Source organism: uncultured Imperialibacter sp. (assembly GCF_963974565.1).
In the GTDB taxonomy this organism is placed as follows: domain Bacteria; phylum Bacteroidota; class Bacteroidia; order Cytophagales; family Cyclobacteriaceae; genus Imperialibacter; species Imperialibacter roseus.
The window spans coordinates 1-18,372 of record NZ_CAXBCJ010000029.1 but is presented as its reverse complement, the minus strand read 5'-3'; the positions used below and the strand labels follow the sequence as shown (position 1 = coordinate 18,372).

The 18,372-nt window shown below is 46.2% G+C and carries 11 protein-coding genes; 4 read left to right on the top strand and 7 right to left on the bottom strand.

The genetic code is table 11. The features are described 5' to 3' along the window. On the top strand, positions 1 to 603 hold the full coding sequence (locus tag AAC052_RS26060; protein WP_317491325.1) for a tRNA-(ms[2]io[6]A)-hydroxylase: 603 nt from the start codon (positions 1 to 3) through the stop codon (positions 601 to 603). A gap of 76 nt (positions 604 to 679) precedes the next feature. Here AAC052_RS26060 and AAC052_RS26055 read toward each other — a convergent pair whose 3' ends face one another. The 6 genes from AAC052_RS26055 to AAC052_RS26030 form a co-directional block, all read right to left on the bottom strand. After that, positions 680 to 2,821 (bottom strand): molybdopterin cofactor-binding domain-containing protein, encoded by a 2,142-nt coding sequence (locus AAC052_RS26055; RefSeq protein WP_339816081.1) that lies wholly within the window; start codon positions 2,819 to 2,821, stop codon positions 680 to 682. Between the two features lie 23 nt (positions 2,822 to 2,844). Next, positions 2,845 to 3,303 (bottom strand): (2Fe-2S)-binding protein, encoded by a 459-nt coding sequence (locus tag AAC052_RS26050; RefSeq protein WP_339816080.1) that lies wholly within the window; start codon positions 3,301 to 3,303, stop codon positions 2,845 to 2,847. A 164-nt stretch (positions 3,304 to 3,467) separates the two neighbouring features. Next, entirely contained in the window at positions 3,468 to 4,796 is a 1,329-nt protein-coding gene (locus AAC052_RS26045; RefSeq protein WP_339816079.1) for an MFS transporter, read from the bottom strand. A gap of 129 nt (positions 4,797 to 4,925) precedes the next feature. Next, positions 4,926 to 5,684 carry a sulfite exporter TauE/SafE family protein gene (locus AAC052_RS26040; RefSeq protein ID WP_339816078.1) on the bottom strand — a complete coding sequence of 253 codons (759 nt, stop codon included), beginning with the start codon at positions 5,682 to 5,684 and terminating at the stop codon, positions 4,926 to 4,928. Between the two features lie 108 nt (positions 5,685 to 5,792). Beyond that, positions 5,793 to 7,055, bottom strand: a complete 1,263-nt coding sequence (locus AAC052_RS26035) for an asparagine synthetase B (protein WP_339816077.1) — start codon at positions 7,053 to 7,055, stop codon at positions 5,793 to 5,795. A gap of 208 nt (positions 7,056 to 7,263) precedes the next feature. Next, positions 7,264 to 8,088, bottom strand: a complete 825-nt coding sequence (locus AAC052_RS26030; protein WP_317491331.1) for a tetratricopeptide repeat protein — start codon at positions 8,086 to 8,088, stop codon at positions 7,264 to 7,266. Positions 8,089 to 8,335: 247 nt separating this feature from the next. Between AAC052_RS26030 and AAC052_RS26025 the strand changes: the two genes are divergently transcribed. Continuing rightward, on the top strand, positions 8,336 to 9,574 hold the full coding sequence (locus tag AAC052_RS26025; protein WP_317491332.1) for an ABC transporter permease: 1,239 nt from the start codon (positions 8,336 to 8,338) through the stop codon (positions 9,572 to 9,574). Positions 9,575 to 9,652: 78 nt separating this feature from the next. Beyond that, entirely contained in the window at positions 9,653 to 10,444 is a 792-nt protein-coding gene (locus AAC052_RS26020) for a hypothetical protein (protein ID WP_339816076.1), read from the top strand. A gap of 17 nt (positions 10,445 to 10,461) precedes the next feature. Here AAC052_RS26020 and AAC052_RS26015 read toward each other — a convergent pair whose 3' ends face one another. Then, positions 10,462 to 11,853 carry a sodium-dependent transporter gene (locus AAC052_RS26015; protein ID WP_317491334.1) on the bottom strand — a complete coding sequence of 464 codons (1,392 nt, stop codon included), beginning with the start codon at positions 11,851 to 11,853 and terminating at the stop codon, positions 10,462 to 10,464. A 1,000-nt stretch (positions 11,854 to 12,853) separates the two neighbouring features. Between AAC052_RS26015 and AAC052_RS26010 the strand changes: the two genes are divergently transcribed. Beyond that, on the top strand, positions 12,854 to 18,372 hold a 5,519-nt coding region (locus tag AAC052_RS26010), incomplete at its 3' end, for a hypothetical protein (protein ID WP_339816075.1).

Here is an 18,372-nt window from a genome sequence, read left to right as displayed (position 1 = left end):
ATGGAAGCAAAGAGTAAAACCACCCTTGGCCTGGAGCTACCCACCGATCCCCGCTGGACGGACATTGCCAATATGCAGATTGAGGACATTCTCGTTGACCACGCTTATTGCGAGCAGAAGGCCGCTTCTTCGTGCATTTCGCTCATTATGCTCTACCCGGAAAGAGAAAAGCTGTTGGAAATGTTGGTGCCAGTAGTAGCGGAGGAATGGAGCCACTTTGAAAGAGTTGTGGAGCAACTCAAGAAGAGAGGTTTTGGGTTAGGGAGGCAACGGAAGGACGAGTATGTGGCCAGACTTAATGAGGTAGTGAGAAAGGGTGGCTCCCGCAACCAGCAGCTGGTGGAGAAGTTGCTGCTGAATGCGTTAATAGAAGCCAGAAGCTGCGAGAGGTTCAAACTGCTGCACAAGCATATTGCGGATGAAGAGTTGAAAAAGTTCTATTATGAATTGATGGTTTCAGAAGCTGGCCACTATCATAATTTCATTGAACTGGCCGAAGAATACATGCCAAAGGATTATGTGAAAGTTAGATGGAACGAGTTCTTAGAAGCTGAGGCCGCAATAATGAAATCGCTTACTGTAAGAGGAGATAGGATGCATTGACGGTCAAAGGGTATAAAACAAAAAAAAGGTTTAGGAGTCTCCCCCTAAACCTTTTTTGTTTTACGCTGAACAAAAGCTAGCCAAGTTTTATCTGTTGTTGCATAAATGGCTGCTTATAGAAACGCTGTCCGGTAGCTTTGTACATAGCATTGGCCAGCGCACCACCTGCCGGTGGCAACGATGGTTCGCCGAGACCTGTAGGGTCATTCGTGTTTTTCACAAAGTGACATTCAATAACCGGAGGTGCTTCTCCCATTCTGATCAGTCTGTAGTTGTTGAAGTTGCTTGCCTGTGGCGCACCATTCACAAACGTCATGTCGCCATACATAGCGTGCCCGATGCCGTCGATAATGCCACCTTCAATCTGATTTTTGGCGGCTATTGGGTTGATCACTATCCCGCAGTCAACAGCGCAGGTTACTTTTCTGGTACTAGGCTGGCCTTTTTTGTTGACAACCTCCGCCACCATCGCCACATAGGAGTTGTGCGAGTAGTAGGCACTAAAGCCCTTGCTCACTCCATCTTCAGTAGCCGACCAGTTGGCCTTTTCGGCAGCAAGTTTTATGGCGCCAATCATTTTCTCTGGCTCATAGTCTACCGTACCCACAGGGTCACTCTTAGCTTTTTCGAGCAAATCAAGCCTCAACTGCACGGCATCAACTCCCATTTCCTCGGCCACCTCATCAATAAAGCTTTGCTCAGCATAAGCCAGGAAGTTGGTGATGGGTGCACGCCAGGCACCAGTGGTAATGTTGCTGTCCAGCCCGTACGACTCCACCCTGTAGTTAGGGATGGATCCTGCGGGAAACCAGTTTTCACGAGTCCAGCCGTTGCCGTTGATGCCGGTACCAACCAAATGGTAGGCCACCAGCTTGCCGTCTTTTACACCGGCTTTGAATTTGTATTTCGATGCAGGGCGGTAAATACCAGCTGTCATGTCGTCCTCTCTGGTGTACACCAGCTTGATGGGCGTGTTGGCGAGCTTTGAAATTTCGGCCACCTCCAGCACAAAGTCACCATAAAGCCTGCGACCGAAACCACCTCCCATACGGGTCATGTCAATGAAAATTTCTGTTTCGGGCCTTCCCAGTAGCTCAGCAACCTGGCGTCTTGTTCTCTCGGGTGTCTGAATAGGTCCGATAAGATCAACCTTGGCCGCCGTCACATGTCCATAGAAATTCATTGGTTCCATGGGATTGTGCGGTAGAAACGGGCCCTCGAAGGTTTTCTCAATTACTTTGTCGGCGGTTTTGAAGGCGGCGTCCACATCGCCGTCGTTTCTTCTGGGCTCGCCATTCTTTGTATTAAGCAAGGCCATCATTTGCTTGTCGTGGTACTCTGTGCTCTCGGCAGGTGTATCCTCTTCCCATTCAGCTTTAAGTGCTTTTTTGCCTTTCATAGCAGCCCAGGTTGTGTTGCCCAGTACTGCTACCTTGTTGCCAAACTGGATAACATCAGAAACACCGGTTACCTTTCTGGTTTCGCTGTCGTCAAACGACTTTAGTTTGGCACCAAAAGAAGGGGGGCGCAGCACGACCGCTACTTTCATTCCTTCTTTTTTCAAATCCATGCCATACTGTGGCTTGCCGGTAATGATTTTTTCTATGTCAACGTTTTTGGTGTCGGTACCAATGATTTTGAAGGCAGATGGGTCTTTCAACTCCACCTCTTCAGGCACGGTTACGGATGCAGCAGCGGAGGCTATTTGTCCATAGGTGAGTGTTTCACCTTTTGCGTTTTTGATCACTCCCTCAGAAGTAGTCAGGGTTGAGGCATCTACCTGCCACTGCTTGGCAGCTGCTTCCATCAGCATCTTTCTGGCGGTAGCACCTGCCATTCTCAGGCCTTTCCATGAACTTCTCAACGACTGACTGCCGCCGGCCACCTGCCTCACAAATTTCTCCGTATCAAGAGGCGCTTGTTCAACCACGACATCTTTCCAGGCCACGTCCAATTCTTCAGCCACTATCATCGGCATTGACGTCTTGATGTTTTGGCCTACCTCAGGGTTTGGCGACATGATCGTAACGAGGCCGTTCTCACCTATTTTGAGGTAAGCATTTACATTGAACCACTCTTTAGGTGCTCCTTTAATAGCGGTTTCAGCACTGGGACTGCACGATACCAGCCAGTTGAAGCCGATAACAAGTCCGCCACTACCGGCTGCTGATACTTTCAGAAAGGATCTTCTGTTGTATGATGTTTTTATTAAAGTCATGATTTCGGATTTTTGGAATAGACTTAAACGCTTGCGGAAGCCGTCTTGATGGCTGCCTTGATACGGTTGTAAGTGGCACAACGGCAAATATTGCCATTCATGGCGCTTTCTATTTCCTCGTCGGTTGGAGAGGCATTTTTCGTCAGTAGGGCTGCGGCATTCATGATCTGACCTGCCTGACAATAGCCGCACTGGGGTACATCGTGCTCTCTCCAGGCGTTCTGAAGCGGGTGAGAGGCATCGGCAGATAAGCCTTCGATGGTCACCACAGACTTGTCTCCCAGCGTTGAAATAGGCATCGAGCAAGACCTGACGGCATTTCCATCAACGTGAACCGTACAGGCGCCACACATGGCTATTCCACAGCCAAATTTGGTACCTACCAGATCGAGGTTGTCACGAAGCACCCAAAGAAGTGGAGTGTCCGCATCTACATCAACCTGATGTTCTTTTCCATTAACTTTTAGATTAAACTGGGCCATAATGTAAGAGTTGATTTACTGAATACTTTCAAAGTACCAATAATTGGTCAGATTTCATAGACGTCTGGGATGGCTGGAAAAATGCAGTTGTAAAGTGTTTCGAATGCCATGCTTTCCAGTTACTTACGAAATCGTGAAGCCGTGCAGGAAGCCATGAGCGTTCTTCACTTTTTTTCTGCGTGTAAATCGCTTTGGTCTGGTCTTTTTAGTTTGATAAAAGCAACTGAAATAGCTGCAAGTATCAATAGCGTGCCAGCCAGCCTGATAGCATTCACCGGACTGTTGCCAAGCCATGACGAGTAGTACATAGGAATGGTGAAGGTTTCGAGCAACATGGGAATGACGATAAACATGTTGAATATGCCCATGTATACCCCCGTCCTTTCGGGAGGGATACTGCCTGCAAGCATCACATAGGGATTTCCCATCATACTTGCCCAGGATAGCCCCATGCCAATGATAGGAATGAAGACCATGCCAGGAGTGTTTAGCTGCGGAATCACGAGCAAGCCAGCACCAGCCAGAAACATACATGCACCATGAATCCACTTTGGGCCATATTTTTGTGCCAGCATCGCTAACCCGAAAGCCGCAAAAAAGGCAATGAAATTGTAAAACGCCCCAATTTGCCCCACCAGCAGGTCAGCTTTTCTGAAGCCGGGGTCAAACACGTCGGTAGTGCCAAAGAGAGATTTTGATAGCGACTTGGCTATGTACTGCCAGTAAATGAACATAGCATACCAGCTAAACAGCATCATGGGCAGCATCTGCTTCATCGTGAGAGGCATTTCTTTGAAAGCCTTCGCAATTTCTGCAATGGTCGGGCCTATGCCCTTGGGTTGGCTTCTGATGTGGGCCTTTTCTTCCTCCGAAATAGGAATTTCCTTCGTGGTTTTTAACGTCCACAGGATAGAGCCTATGGACACCACAGCGCCAATCATGAAAGCGATGATTGTTGTGACAGGGATACCACTTTCATTTTTTGCAAGTTCGCTGACACCGAAAAAAATGAGAAGAGTGGGGGTGAGGTATGAGAGGGTTTGTCCAAGGCCGGTGAACGCACTTTGAGTTAAAAAGCCAAGCGAATGTTGCTCCTTCGGCAGTTTGTCACTAACAAACGCCCGGTAGGGCTCCTGCGTGATGTTGTTAGCCGCATCGAGGATCCAAAGCACGCTTGCTGCCATCCACACGGTGCTGCTGTACGGCATCACGAGCAGACTAAGGCTACAGAATATAGCGCCTATGAGAAAATACGGAGTCCGGCGGCCCCATTTGGTGATGGTTTTGTCGCTTATGGCACCGATGATGGGTTGAACGATAAGTCCGGTCATGGGGCCTGCGAGCCACAGGAGGGGGAGTTCACTTTCTTCAGCGCCTAAATATGAATAAATAGGACTCATGTTGGCTTGCTGCAGGCCGAAGCTGTACTGGAGCCCGAAAAAGCCAAAATTCATGTTGATGATCTGCCAGAATTTGAGTGTAGGCTTGCCCATAAAAAAGTCTAATTTCTAACCTCCTTGTTGCCAGGAAGGTAATAACGTGCAGAAAATTGTTTTTGCAATGGAATTCTCAACTTTTAACCGCCACTGCTAAAAATTGTTTACGTTCACTGCAAGCCATTTCTATAGTAGCATTCCAAAAGCTGCTACTACTGTCATGGCTATTATAAACCACCGATACTGCTTCTCAGGAATTTTCTTAATGATGGCCACTCCGATAAGAGCGCCGAGGCCAATAGCCGGTAAAGTTACAAGGTCAAAAAGGAAGGAGTCTACAGTGATGGTGTGCCAGCTGAAGATGTGAAAAGGCAGCTTGAACCAATTGAGAACCATAAAGAACCAGGCTGCCGTACCGATGAATGAATTTTTCGGTAAGTGTACGGAGAGCAGGTAAAGGGCCATAACAGACCCTGCGAGGTTACCAACCATAGAGGTAAACCCGCCTGCAACGCCCATGAGTGCTGCAAGCCAAAAGTAAGCCGGCACCTTTTCTTCATTTTTTTTCCTCTTCTCCAGCCAAATCATTAGACCGACCGAAGCAAAAATGATGATGGCCATGATGAGCTTAAAGGCCTCGTCGTCAATGTAGTTGCCCACCCAGGTGCCGAGTAAGGTTCCTGCTGCTGCCCATGGAAACAGCTTCCACAGGTGATCCCACGCCGCATGCCGGTGGTAGTACACCACTCCAAAAATATCGGCAAGGCACAAAATAGGAAGGAGGAAGCCGCTCGACTGCTTGCCACCAAACACAGCAGCCAGCAGCGGCACCGCTATCATTCCTGCCCCATGAACGCCTGTTTTGGACATGCCGATGAGCACTGACACCGAAAGTATCATCCACAAATCAGTGTGGGAAAGCTCATAGGAGAAAAGTTCTATCAACTAAGAATAAGATTTGGCGGTGGTCAGTTTCTGTCATTAAAAATGTAGGTGAAACTAGTCAAGGCCAAATTAATAACCGAAATTTTTTAAACCGGACAGTTTAAAAGATCAGGTTTTCTGCTTTTTCTTTTTTGCAGCCGGAAAAAGTATGTTGTTGAGAATCAGTCGGTAGCCAGGGGAATTTGGATGCAGATTGAGGTCAGTTGGGGGGTCGCCCACAAGGTGTTGATAGTCTTCCGGGTCGTGACCGCCATAGAAAGTATAAAAGCCCTTGCCAAATATGCCATGAAGATACCGCACTTCGCCAATGCTCTTATTTTCGCCCATTACCACCACATCGGGCTTAACGGTTGCATTTCTAAATGCAGTTGTTTGTCCCATAAAACCTTTAATGATCCGTTCATGGTTCTGGGTGAGCATGGTGGGAATGGGATCCCACTTGGCGCTGAACTCAAACAAATTGAAGTAATCGTTCCTCTCAATTACTCCCCGCTCGTTGGGCTGCATGTCGATGTTTGAGTATTCGTATTCAAGTGGCCGGCGTTCCAGCAGGAAGTCACCGAAAGCAAATGTTTTACTAAAGTCTAGCTTTTGCTGAGCCCGTGGGTCTGCCGGGTCGCCATCGTACATGCTTTCGCAAATGTCGATACCTTCGGCGGCCAGGGCAATATCGTAGGAGTCGGTAGCTGAGCACATGGCAAAGAGGAAGCCGCCGCTGCCCACAAAGTCTCTGATTTTTTTCGCCACGCCCAGCTTCATTTGTGACACCTTCAAAAAGCCGTGTTTTCTGGCCATTTCTTCATAGTCTCTTTGCTGCTCTATGTACCAGGGGTAGTTACCATAGGCCCGGTAAAACTTCCCATACTGGCCGGTAAAATCTTCGTGGTGCAAATGCAGCCAGTCGTATTTGGGTAGCTCGTTGTACAGGATTTCCTCATCAAAAATGACATCGTAGGGAATCTCAGCGTAGGAGAGTACCATGGTCACGGCATCGTCCCAGGGTAGCTTACTTTTTGGTGAGTAAACGGCAATTTTTGGGTACTTTTCCAGCCTCATGGCGTCCATATTGGATGATGGACTCGCAATGACCTCAAGTATCTGCCCGGCTTCGGCATCGGAAATCACCTCATAGCTTACTCCCCGGATAATCAGCTCATTCTCAAAAGCCTGGTAATACTTAAACATAAAGCTGCCGCCCCTGTAGTTGAGCAGCCAGTCAATCTCAATATCTTTGGAAAGTACCCAATAGGCCACGCCATACGATTTCAAGTGGTTCGTTTGGCTGTTGTCCATCGGTATCAGGATTGAAGACGAGAATGCCTTGCTACCAATAAACAAAAAGATACAAAGGAGAAATATAATACGCTTCATGTGCTCAAATTTTTTCTGTTGAACCTGCCTGAAGGGAGCACTTTTTCTTGCTCCGAAGGCTCAACTTCGCCAACTAAATCTAACAGAACAAGTCGTAAATTCCATGAGTCACCTTGTCTTAACGTACAATTGTGTGATTTAGTCACCTTTACAGTAACGTAAGAAACATTTTTTAGGTGAAATCAATTCTCTTTTCTGGAGTCCGATGTCAGAAATTGCTTTTTTGTACCACTTCGGCTCTCTTTTTCAGCCTCTGCACAGCCCTGTTGGCCGGGTCGAGTTCCAGTGCCTTATTAATGTATTTGTATGCACTCTCTAAATCACCTTTTTGCAGGTAAATCTCACCAAGGACAACATAGGGTTTGGGCACTTTTTTATCTTTGAAGCACTTCTTTAGCTTGTAGGCGAGCTCAAGTGCATTGTCATAGTTGCCGAGTGCAGCCTCCAGCGTCGATTCGTAGCCGATGAGGAAAGGGGCTGGCTTTTTAAGCGAGAGGTTATAGCTTTTTAGGGTGTCGAGTGCTTTTTGAGGCCCGTAAAGATAGTTTACGATCTCAAAGTACTCTGAGATAAAGTATACCTCATCCGGGTACTTCTTTCCAATCAAGCCGAAGTTTTGCAGGCCGGTTTGCAAGGCGATGCCAATCTTTTCCGCCGTTTTCACACTATCCATTTCCTCTCTGGCATTCAGAAATTCTATCAGCATCACCGACACATCGGCCACGAGTTGTTCGTCTTCCGTTGCCAGGTGCTTTTTGCTGTTGATCTTTTCAAGTATTTCGTAGCGTTCTTTAATGTCGGGTGAAATTCTACCCACAAGGCTTTGTCCTAAAATAAACTCAGGATCAAATGCTATGGCTTTTCGGTACGACTGCTCCGCCCGTGTATAGTCTGCATAGTCCATGATCTGCTTCCATCCAAGGTAGTAATAGTGTTTGGCGGAGTCAGATGGTGTGCTGAGAGGCAACAACTGCGCTTTGGCTTGAATTAAAAATGTGAAGAGTGTAATAAAAAGCAATAAAACCTTACTCATTAACTGTGTGTTGATAGCTTCTCAAAATGTAAAGCTATGAAAGTGAAGAAGATCGTACAACACGGCCTGGTATGAATGGCAAATGTAATTGCTTATTGGGGCAGGGATTCCTCGTAGTGGAATTTTGGAGATAGTTGTTGGTCGGCTGAGGCAGGCCTTTTGCAAAAAGGGCTGAATGGTTAAAAGCGGCGCCGAGAAATTGTTTTGAATACACATTTATTAGATTTACAAAGAATTTGAATTCCACATGATCATCTTAGAAAACATCCGGGAAGGTATCAAGGCTGTGCAAACGAACACACTAAGGTCAGTTCTTACTGCGATGATCATTGCGATAGGAATTACATCTTTGGTGGGAATTCTAACGGCCATAGAAGGGATACAGGCGTCTATCAATAACAGCTTGTCAGATTTGGGAGCTAACACCTTTGACGTCAGAACCAAACGTTACGATAACCGCAGGTCCAGCGGAGTAGAAGAAAAACGGTATCCGGCCATCAACTACCGTGAGGCCCGAAGATTCCTCGATCTTTACAACTCCTATGGCACTCCCTCTCTCACCACCTGGGTAACCGGAGTAGCCGAACTGAGCAGAGGGTCGAAGGTAACCAACCCAAACATGCGAATTGTGGGAGGGGACGCCAATATTCTCGTCGTTGAAGGCGGTGAGTTGTCGCAGGGGCGTAATTTTTCTCAGATTGAGGCACAGAATGGAGCTAACGTAGTCATTATTGGCGACGAGGTGTATAGTAATTTGTTTGAAAAGAACGAAAATCCTGTTAATCAATTCATTACGGCCTATGGGATCAGGTTCAGGGTGATTGGGGTTCTGGAAAAACAAGGAAATATTGGCGGAGACAGTGGGCTTGACAGGTACTTTTTGGTACCCCTGGAAACTGCGAGGAGGGTAGATCCACGACGGAACCTTCAATATACCATAACGGTAGCCATCAACGACCCTACGCAAATGGAGTATGCGATGGGCCAGGCCACAGGTCTCATGCGATCTATCCGAAAAGACCCCTTGGGCGAGCCGGATTCATTTGATGTAGCCAGAAACCAGTCGTTGGCCGAGAGCCTGGAAGAGATCACAGGCTACCTTCGAATGGGTGGATTTGGAATAGGGTTCATCACACTTTTGGGTGCTTCCATCGGGCTTATGAACATCATGCTGGTTTCAGTTACGGAGCGCACCAGGGAGATAGGCGTTCGCAAAGCGCTTGGTGCTTCACCTACTAAAATCAGACAGCAGTTCCTCATAGAAGCCATAGTCATCACGCAAATGGGTGGTATTGGAGGGATTATTTTGGGTATTCTGGTGGGCAATCTCATTGCTAAGTTGCTCGATGCAGATGGTTTTGTCATTCCATGGTTTTGGATGATGGTCGGCTTGCTTATTGGTATGTTTGTGGGGATACTCAGCGGTTATTTGCCGGCCTACAAAGCTTCGAAGCTTGACCCTATCGAATCTCTCCGCTTCGAATAATTGCCATGTAGTGGTAACAATTTCGTAAATTGTGCTTTCTTGCCTTTAAAGAATTTCGTTGCCGTGCAAGTACAATTTATGTTATCGACTACCTGGAGGTGCTTGTGGATATTTTTTGGGCTATTCGCCGTTTCCTTTTTTGTGAAAGGGCAGGAGATCGCCATTACCGGAGTTTACCAGGGCAAATCTCTGTTTATTCAAAATCCCTTGTCTGAGGGCGTTGAGAAGTTTTGTGTAAGAGAAGTATTGCTTAACGGGCGGGCACTGAATCTTAATTTGAAGCTGTCGGCCCTGGAGATTGACTTTAAAGGGCTCGACTTATACACGCCTGTTTCGATAAGAGTGCTTCACGATACCATTTGTTCTCCCAAGATTGTGAACCCGCAGGCCATTTTCTGGCATAGCTCTTTTCGCTTTAATAGCATTGTTTTCATTGAAGAGGAAATCAAGTGGAACACGAGAGGAGAGAGGGAAAAAGCATCCTATATCATTGAAAGGCTGGGGGGAGAAGATTGGATAGAAATAGATGAAATACCTTCACAGGGGCAATTTGCGTCTAGTGATTATTCCTACTTTCCTGAGCTGACTGAAGGCTCGAATAAATTCAGAGTAAAATATAGAGCAAGCGCTAACAGCTATCTGTACTCTGATGAGGTTGAGTTTGTTTACTACAAGGTGCCCATTACCTTCACTCCAAAGGTGGTGTCCGACAAAATGACACTATCGAGGGCTACTGCTTTCGAAATCTTAAATGAAAAGGAAGAGGTGATTTTGACCGGAAATGCCAAAGAAATCCCTCTTCGTCTTCTGAAGCCTGGCAACTATTACATCATTCTCGACGGCTTTAAGGAGTCGTTTGTTAAGAAGTGAGGAGTTGACGCTGCTTGTTAAACCAGCGCTATTCCAAAGAACCTATCCAAAACAGTCAGGATGAAGATAATACCCAGTACAATCGGGCAGAAGTAACTTACCATCAGGTTGATAAATTTCTCCACAAAAGAGCCATGATAGTTAGGGTAACCCTGGGCAATTTCTTCATTGAGGTTGTGCTTTTTCCACACATAGGCGCCAAAGAACGAAATCAGGCAGCCGCCTAATGGTAGCAGGCTGTCATTAGCAATGTCCGACACCAGCGTCATGAAATCGGTCGGGTTGTCGTTACCCATATAGGTGATAAAAGAAGAGAAGAAGGGAGAATAGCCATTGGCCATCAGCGACGGGATGCCAACTATAAATATGATTATTGCTATCAGCCAAACAGCCTTTTTTCTGTCTATTTTGAGTTCATCCACAGCATAAGCAACAGGTACTTCTAAAAGCGATACCGTGCTGGTGAGAGCTGCAAAAGAAAGCAAAAGGAAGAAGGAAGCGCCCACTATTATCCCGAGAATTGGCCCAAATGACTCAAAAACGCCAGGAAGTGTGGCAAAAATAAGGCCCGGACCACCGGTGACCTCGTGCAAGTTTCCCTCACTCATGTAGGCAACGAATGGAAACATCATCAAACCTGCCAAAAATGCTACCGAAATGTCGGTGAGGGTGATCAGGGCAGCAGAAGAGATAATGTTCTCGTCTTTGGATACGTAGCTGCCGTAGGTAATGAGGGCTCCCATACCTAAAGAGAGAGAAAAGAATGCCTGACCAAGTGCACTGTATACTACTTCAAAATTGATTTCCGAAAAGTCGGGTACGAGGTAAAACTTAACCCCCTCCATGGCGTGAGGCAATGTCATGGCGTAGGCCACCAGCGAAATAATAAGAATGAGGAGGGTAGGCATCAGAATTTTGGAAGCTTTTTCGATGCCGCCGGACACGCCCTTTGAAACGATAAAAGCTGTAGAGAACATGAACACGGCACCATAGGCTCCAATTTTGACCACATCCTTGATGTAATCTCCAAACTGCCCTCCAATGGCAAAGTTGCCCATTAGCATTTCGAGAAAGTAGCCAAAGGCCCAACCTGCCACCACATTATAGAAAGAAAGGATAAGCACGCCGGCTAGCACCCCCATTTTCCCAAGAAACTTCCATTTCGGAAATCCGAGAGCACCAAATGCTCCAACTGGGTCTTTTTGGGTTTTTCGGCCGATGGCAATCTCAGTCACCATTACCGGAAAGCAGAGAATGAAGCAAAAGCCGAGGTACATCAACACAAAGGCTGCGCCGCCACCATCAGCCACCTCAAATGGGAATTTCCAAATGTTGCCCAAACCAACAGCTGAACCAGCTGCGGCCGCAATGAAACCGATCTTACTATTGAAATTCCCTCTAGAAGCCATTTGGTAGTTAGGTTAAGTTTGTTTCCAACATGCAATCTATCAAATGCGACGAAAAATCTTTATTGCGTAGCGTCATAATTATTTCTGCGGTTAATTGTGCACTTTATAAGCTTGACCTGAAGAGTCAGCCCGTATTTTGGATCTAATTCTCGAATTCGTCTGCATAATTCCTCTCCGGGGGTCTCGCTTCTGTTACGTTACATTCCATGTAAGATTATGTCATTTACCTGGGATGTAATCTCATCAAACCCATAGAACTCCAGTTTACTTCAGTTTATCAATGAAGGGATATTGTGGCCTTAGAGATATCAATAAAAGCAAATTAATTATACTTCAAATTAGTATAATTCAATTATATTGATGTTGGGGTGCTTCTTATTGAAATGACAAGGCTGGCTGGTTGTAGTCAACCCTTACACATGTAGTAATTCGGAAGAGATTGACAAACAGGCTACTTGGACGATTTTTATATTTGAAAATGCCGGAGTTGCATTTCGTACGAACTCGAAATGACTTGACTACTTATAAATAAGTATTTATTATTAGCCAAATTAAATTGATATGAATATTATTGGTATTAATTATATAATTCCTATGTTTATGCCTCAATTGTATTTTTACAGGTTGTTGCACCGCTACTGAGAGATTTTATAGGTTAAGTTGTATGAATAATTTGATGTTTACCAATCCCGCAAAAACTACAAAATAGAATAATAGCCAACTTTAGTTTTTCTTTAGGGAACCCCGAATTTTCATCAGCTATTCCTGGATTATTAGGATCATAACTTGATCTGAGATCAGTGGTGTTTAGCTATTCTTTCAACAATCTTTTAGTTCAAACACCTCTTATCTTCGACGAAACTTTTTGTTATAGCATAGGATCTTTGCTATTTGTATCGTCAATAGTTATGACTTTCTGACAAAAATATTGTAATTATAAATCGGTGTTTTTTTCATCTGATCGAAATATGAATTGGACCATTTCTAACCTTAGCCGGTCATGAAGATAAATTTGGCAAAAATCCAACTGGCAATAATAGTTTGCCTAATTCCTTTTTTTGGTGCCAGGGCTCAGGAGTTCTCGGTGGGTGTTAACACACTTACTCCGAATAAGAACGCAGTTTTGCATCTGGTGTCCCCAAATAGTAATCAGGGATTCCTTGTTCCACAGGTTTCTACCAATCAGCGGCAGTCCATGATTCCGATACTTGCTAGCGGAACGACAAACAATGGACTGATTGTGTATGACGGTGATGAAAACAGTTTCTACTACTGGGCCAATGGTGCATGGCGCAAAGGACTGGGTGTGTTTGAAGGAGCCGTGGCCGGAGGAGATTTGACTGGAACGTTCCCTAACCCTGTCTTAAAGCCTTCTATTGTAACTTTTGACAAGCTTGCGCCTTTTAGCGTTATCGGTGAGAAGATAGCTCCGGGTGCAGTAACGACTGATAAAATTGAAAATGGTGCAGTTACCTCTGATAAATTAGCTGTAAGCGGAGCTACAGCAGGCACATTTGGCAATGAGACAACGGTATCGCAAGTAACAGTGAATGACCGTGGCATCATCACAAGTGTGGCAAACGTCGCAATATCTATTGTGTCGGACAATATCGTTGATGGCAGCATCATTAACATTGACCTGGCTGACAATACCATTACGATCAATAAGATTGATGCCGAAGGGACGGTCTCCTCTGTATTGGGGACGGATGCAGCCGGTGCCCCAACCTGGATACCGCTAAGCAATTTTGCGAGCTCTACTTTAGCTACAAGCAATGTATTTATTGGCGACGACACGGGGACGGCCTCAGCCCAACCCGTTATCGGTGATGCCACCCTTACCTACACAGCTACAGGTGCCGATTTGCAGCTGGCGGCAGATGCTGTAACCACCAACGAAATCGCTACAGGTGCCGTCACAAGTAATGAGATTTTGGATGGGGGGGTGCAGACCGCCGATATAGCTGATCAGAATGTCACTACTGCAAAACTTGCAGACGACGGAGTAACCGCCACTAAAATTAATGACGACGTGGCTGGAGTCGGCTTAAGTCCAAATGCTACGACAGGTGCCCTGGATGTAAATGCAGGCAATGGCCTGACCATCAATGGCGATGATCTTGAAGCAGACATTGCTCAGTTGGCTGGCCAGGGCCTGGGGGCAAACACCGGAACTGGGGCAGTAGATATTAAGGTAGACGGTACTTCGCTGGAAATTGCGTCGGATATTGTGCAGGTAGCGAGCGGGGGAATTGGTAATGCAAAGCTTGCCACTGATGCCGTTACTTCCGATAAAATTGCCGATGGCAGCATAAGCGCAGCCGATATAGCAACTGGCGCAGTAACAACAGATGAGATTTTGGATCTTACCATTGCGACGGCGGACATTGCCAACGACGCAGTAACCAGAGATAAAATCAACGCCAATGTGGCTGGCGATGGTCTTGAACAATTTACCGATGGAACCCTAAGGGTGAAAGTAGGGAGTGGGCTCTCGTTTGATCCTGATAAAAAGCTACAGTTGGCCATTGTACCTAACGATGACGAATTTTTGATCGGTACCTCGTCGGGTTTTGAAGGAACGACGGTGGTGGGAGACATTAGTATGACCTATAATACTGGGACAGACCGAATTGACTCCAAAATACAGCCAGATAAAGTGACTGCGACAGAAATAGCCACAGATGCGGTTGGCAGTGCCGAAATTCTTGCCGGAGCGGTTAATACGTCCGAGCTTGCCGATGGCGCTGTGACCAATGCGAAATTAGGTGCCAGCGCTGTGACCTCCGATAAGATAGCTGATGGCACTATTCAGGCTGTGGACATAGTGAATTTGGGCGTAACCACCGCCAAGATTAATGACAATGCCATAACAACCGGTAAAATAGCAGACGGCCAGGTGCAGACATTGGATATTGCAGATGCAAATGTCACGACAGCCAAGATCGCCAATAATGCAATCGTGACCAGCAAACTAGCTGACGATGCAGTTACCCCTGCGAAATTGGATGCACTCGTTGCTGGCTTGGGTTTGGTTCAAAATGGTACAGGAGCTTTGGACATTGGAGAGGGCAATGGTATCAAGGTAAATGCTAATGATATTGAGGTAGATTTGAGCGATATTGATGGTGTAGCCTTGCAGGAGAATGCTGGTGTGCTTGACGTTCAGTTCGATGATGTGACGATTGGTGTCAATGCCGATAAACTTGAAGTTAAGGATGCTGGCATCGTTACGGCGAAACTAAATGATGGTGCTGTCACAAACGCAAAATTGGCTGATAATTCGGTTTCAACAGGAAAGATAGTCGATGGGACAATACAGGCAGGGGATATTGCTGACGGAAATATTACCAATGTAAAACTGGCTGCCAATTCAGTTAATACAGGAAAGATTGAAGATGGTCAGGTTCAAACGGCCGATCTGGCTGACGCCAACGTGACAACCGCCAAGGTAGCTGACGCAAATATTACCACTGCTAAACTAGCCGATGATGCAGTAAATGCATCTAAACTCAATGCAGATGTAGCCGGGGCTGGTCTTATTCAAAATGGAACTACAGGTGCTATAGATATAGGAGCTGGCAGCGGGATCATAGTTAATGCAGACGATATTCAGATAGATATTTCGGGGATCGCTGGTACAGCCTTGGCTGATGATGGCAGCGATGGAACCCTTGATGTGCAGGTGGATGGAAGCACTATTGGTGTAAATGCAAACAAACTTTATGTGCCTGCTTCCGGCATAACAGCTACACAACTTGCGAATGACGCTGTCACAACTAACAAGTTGATCAATGACGCAGTTACCACCGGTAAAATCGCTGATGGTAATGTGCAAACAGCGGATATTGCTGACGCCAATGTGACAACCGTAAAAATTGCTGACAACGCTATTACAACAGCTAAAATACAGGATGGTCAGGTGCAGACCAGTGACATTGCTGATGCCAACGTAACCACAGCAAAAATTGCTGATGGAAATGTGACAACAGCTAAGCTGAATGACGATGCAGTTACTGCCGCTAAACTGAACGCTGACGTATCTGGAGCAGGTTTAATCCAAAATGGAACAACTGGCGCAATTGATATTGGCGCAGGAAATGGCATCACTGTGAATGCTGACAATATTCAGGTTGACATTTCTGGTATTGCAGGAACTGCATTGGCTGATGATGGATCTGATGGCACTTTGGATGTGCAGGTGGACGGTAGCACCATTGGAGTAACAGGCAATGCCCTTTTTGTGCCGAATGCAGGAATTGGTACCGCTCAAATCGCCAACGCAGGAGTGACAACGGCAAAACTCGCCGACGGCAATGTGACGACTGTAAAAATTGCCGATGGCAGTGTCACAACAGCCAAAATTGCCGATGGAAATGTATTAACCGGTAAGATCGCTAATGATGCGATTACAAGTGCCAAGATACAAGACGGGCAGGTGCAAACGAGCGACATTGCAGATGGCACGATCCAAACAATAGATATCGGAAATGATCAAGTGACAGTAAGTAAACTCCAGAACGGGACGCCTGGCAATACTCAATTGATAGTCGCCGATCAAACCACTGGGGAGCCTGGCTATGTAAACCTATCAACGGTTATTGGGAATTTGGCAGGTAACGGGCTGGTAGGGAATGGGGAGAAGATTGATGCCAATCCTGATGACGTGACCATCGAATTGGCCACCGATATGTTGCAAGTAAAGGATCTCGGAATAACTAACCCTAAAATAGCTAGCAGGACGATTACATTCGATAAGTTGTCAGGCACGGCAGGGTTTGAAAATTCATTGCTAATTAACAACTCTTCGAATTTTCCCGTTTGGTTCGCACCAGGATCCAATCAAGTACTTATTACTAGCTCGGGAGGAAGCATCACCACAAAACCCATAGGTGAATTTGCCACCAATAACCTGGCTTACGGGAGTATTTTTATCGGTAATTCTTCAGGTATATCCACTCAATTGAGTGTCAATAATGCCGGTAACTTAATTATAGGTAACGGAACTTCAGCCGTTTCACTGCCGTTGACTGGTGATATTAATCTGAATAGTGCTGGTGCGACAACAATTCAGAATAACGCAGTTCAGGGTGATGACATTGATGTGACCTCTGGTAACTTCGTTGTAGCTGGAGCTAATCAAGTTCAGTTAAATAATACCCTCGGCCTGCAGGTGGCTAACGCTACCGATTTGAACGGCAGCCTGACTGTTGATGGCTCTACTTTCAGTTTGGACGCAACCGGAGCCTCGAACGTGACGACCACTGCTGGGGCATTGACGCTGCAAGGTGCCGGAGGCGTGAATATAGGTGCCAATGGTGTACTGACCGATGTCATCGGGGGTTTGAACGTTACCCAGGATGCAGATATTGATGGTAACACAACCCTTAATGGTAATGTTACGCTCGGAAACGTAGCGACAGATGGTGTGACTGTGACTGGCGAAATACTCGGTGCGACACCACTTAATTTTGAAGGGTCGGCTAATAATGACGTTTATACAAGCTTTGCAATCACTAACCCAACTTCTGCCCGCACGATCAATTTTCCGGATGCGAGTGGAACGGTTGTTTTGTCAAGCGGTTTGTCGTTAGCCAATAATATAGCCTTAACCTCCGACAACAATGGTCAAATTGCTACAGCTGTCGACGTTCTGCCGTTTACGGTTGAGAGTAATGACATCAATATCGGAGATGACGCCAGTGATCAGATAGATTTCATAGGTCAGGTAGATTTTGCAGGCAATGTAGATGCGAACAATGGTTTGGATGTAAGTGGGGCTGATTTGACAGTAGCTACGAATGCATCGATTACAGGTAATACGACAGTGACTGGTAATACGAGAGTAGACGGCACCTTCCAGTTTGATGGAGCTGGTCAGACGGTAGACAATATACGAACCGATGTAAGGGCTACGGGATCCACCGATAACACGACATTGGTAACGGAGACAGCAGTACGTTCAGCGATTGACGGGAGTGTAACAGCAGACAACGGTTTGAACGAGAACCCGGATGGTAATATCCAGTTGGGAGGAGCCCTTACACAGGCATCGACTACTGTGACCCAGGATGGTAGCGAGACATTGAGTTTTGCCAATACCGGCAGTGGTAACACGAGTGTAGTTTTGACCGGTACAGGAGATTTTGTAGTAGATGGATTGACAGGAGATGTAACAGTTGATCAGGATGGTTTGCTGACGGCAGGCAATGGTATAGATATCACCTCCGGCGATGTAGACATCACTGACAACTTAAATGTAACGGGCAACACAGATGTAACAGGCACATTGAATGCTGACGGCGCTACGACTTTGGGCAGTACACTGGTAGTGACAGGTAACGTAGATGCCAACAATGGTTTGGATGTAAGCGGGGCTGATTTGACAGTAGCGACCAATGCAGATGTAACAGGCACATTGAATGCTGACGGCGCTACGACTCTGGGCAGTACACTGGTAGTGACAGGCAATGTAGATGCGAACAATGGTTTGGATGTAAGTGGGGCTGATTTGACAGT

Bases quoted from the DNA above. Each gene is read 5' to 3' on its own strand.
- AAC052_RS26060 (WP_317491325.1), top strand. From the start codon at position 1: ATGGAAGCAAAGAGTAAAACCACCCTTGGCCTGGAGCTACCCACCGAT.
- AAC052_RS26055 (WP_339816081.1), bottom strand. From the start codon at position 2,821: ATGACTTTAATAAAAACATCATACAACAGAAGATCCTTTCTGAAAGTA.
- AAC052_RS26050 (WP_339816080.1), bottom strand. From the start codon at position 3,303: ATGGCCCAGTTTAATCTAAAAGTTAATGGAAAAGAACATCAGGTTGAT.
- AAC052_RS26045 (WP_339816079.1), bottom strand. From the start codon at position 4,796: ATGGGCAAGCCTACACTCAAATTCTGGCAGATCATCAACATGAATTTT.
- AAC052_RS26035 (WP_339816077.1), bottom strand. From the start codon at position 7,055: ATGAAGCGTATTATATTTCTCCTTTGTATCTTTTTGTTTATTGGTAGC.
- AAC052_RS26030 (WP_317491331.1), bottom strand. From the start codon at position 8,088: ATGAGTAAGGTTTTATTGCTTTTTATTACACTCTTCACATTTTTAATT.
- AAC052_RS26025 (WP_317491332.1), top strand. From the start codon at position 8,336: ATGATCATCTTAGAAAACATCCGGGAAGGTATCAAGGCTGTGCAAACG.
- AAC052_RS26020 (WP_339816076.1), top strand. From the start codon at position 9,653: ATGTTATCGACTACCTGGAGGTGCTTGTGGATATTTTTTGGGCTATTC.
- AAC052_RS26015 (WP_317491334.1), bottom strand. From the start codon at position 11,853: ATGGCTTCTAGAGGGAATTTCAATAGTAAGATCGGTTTCATTGCGGCC.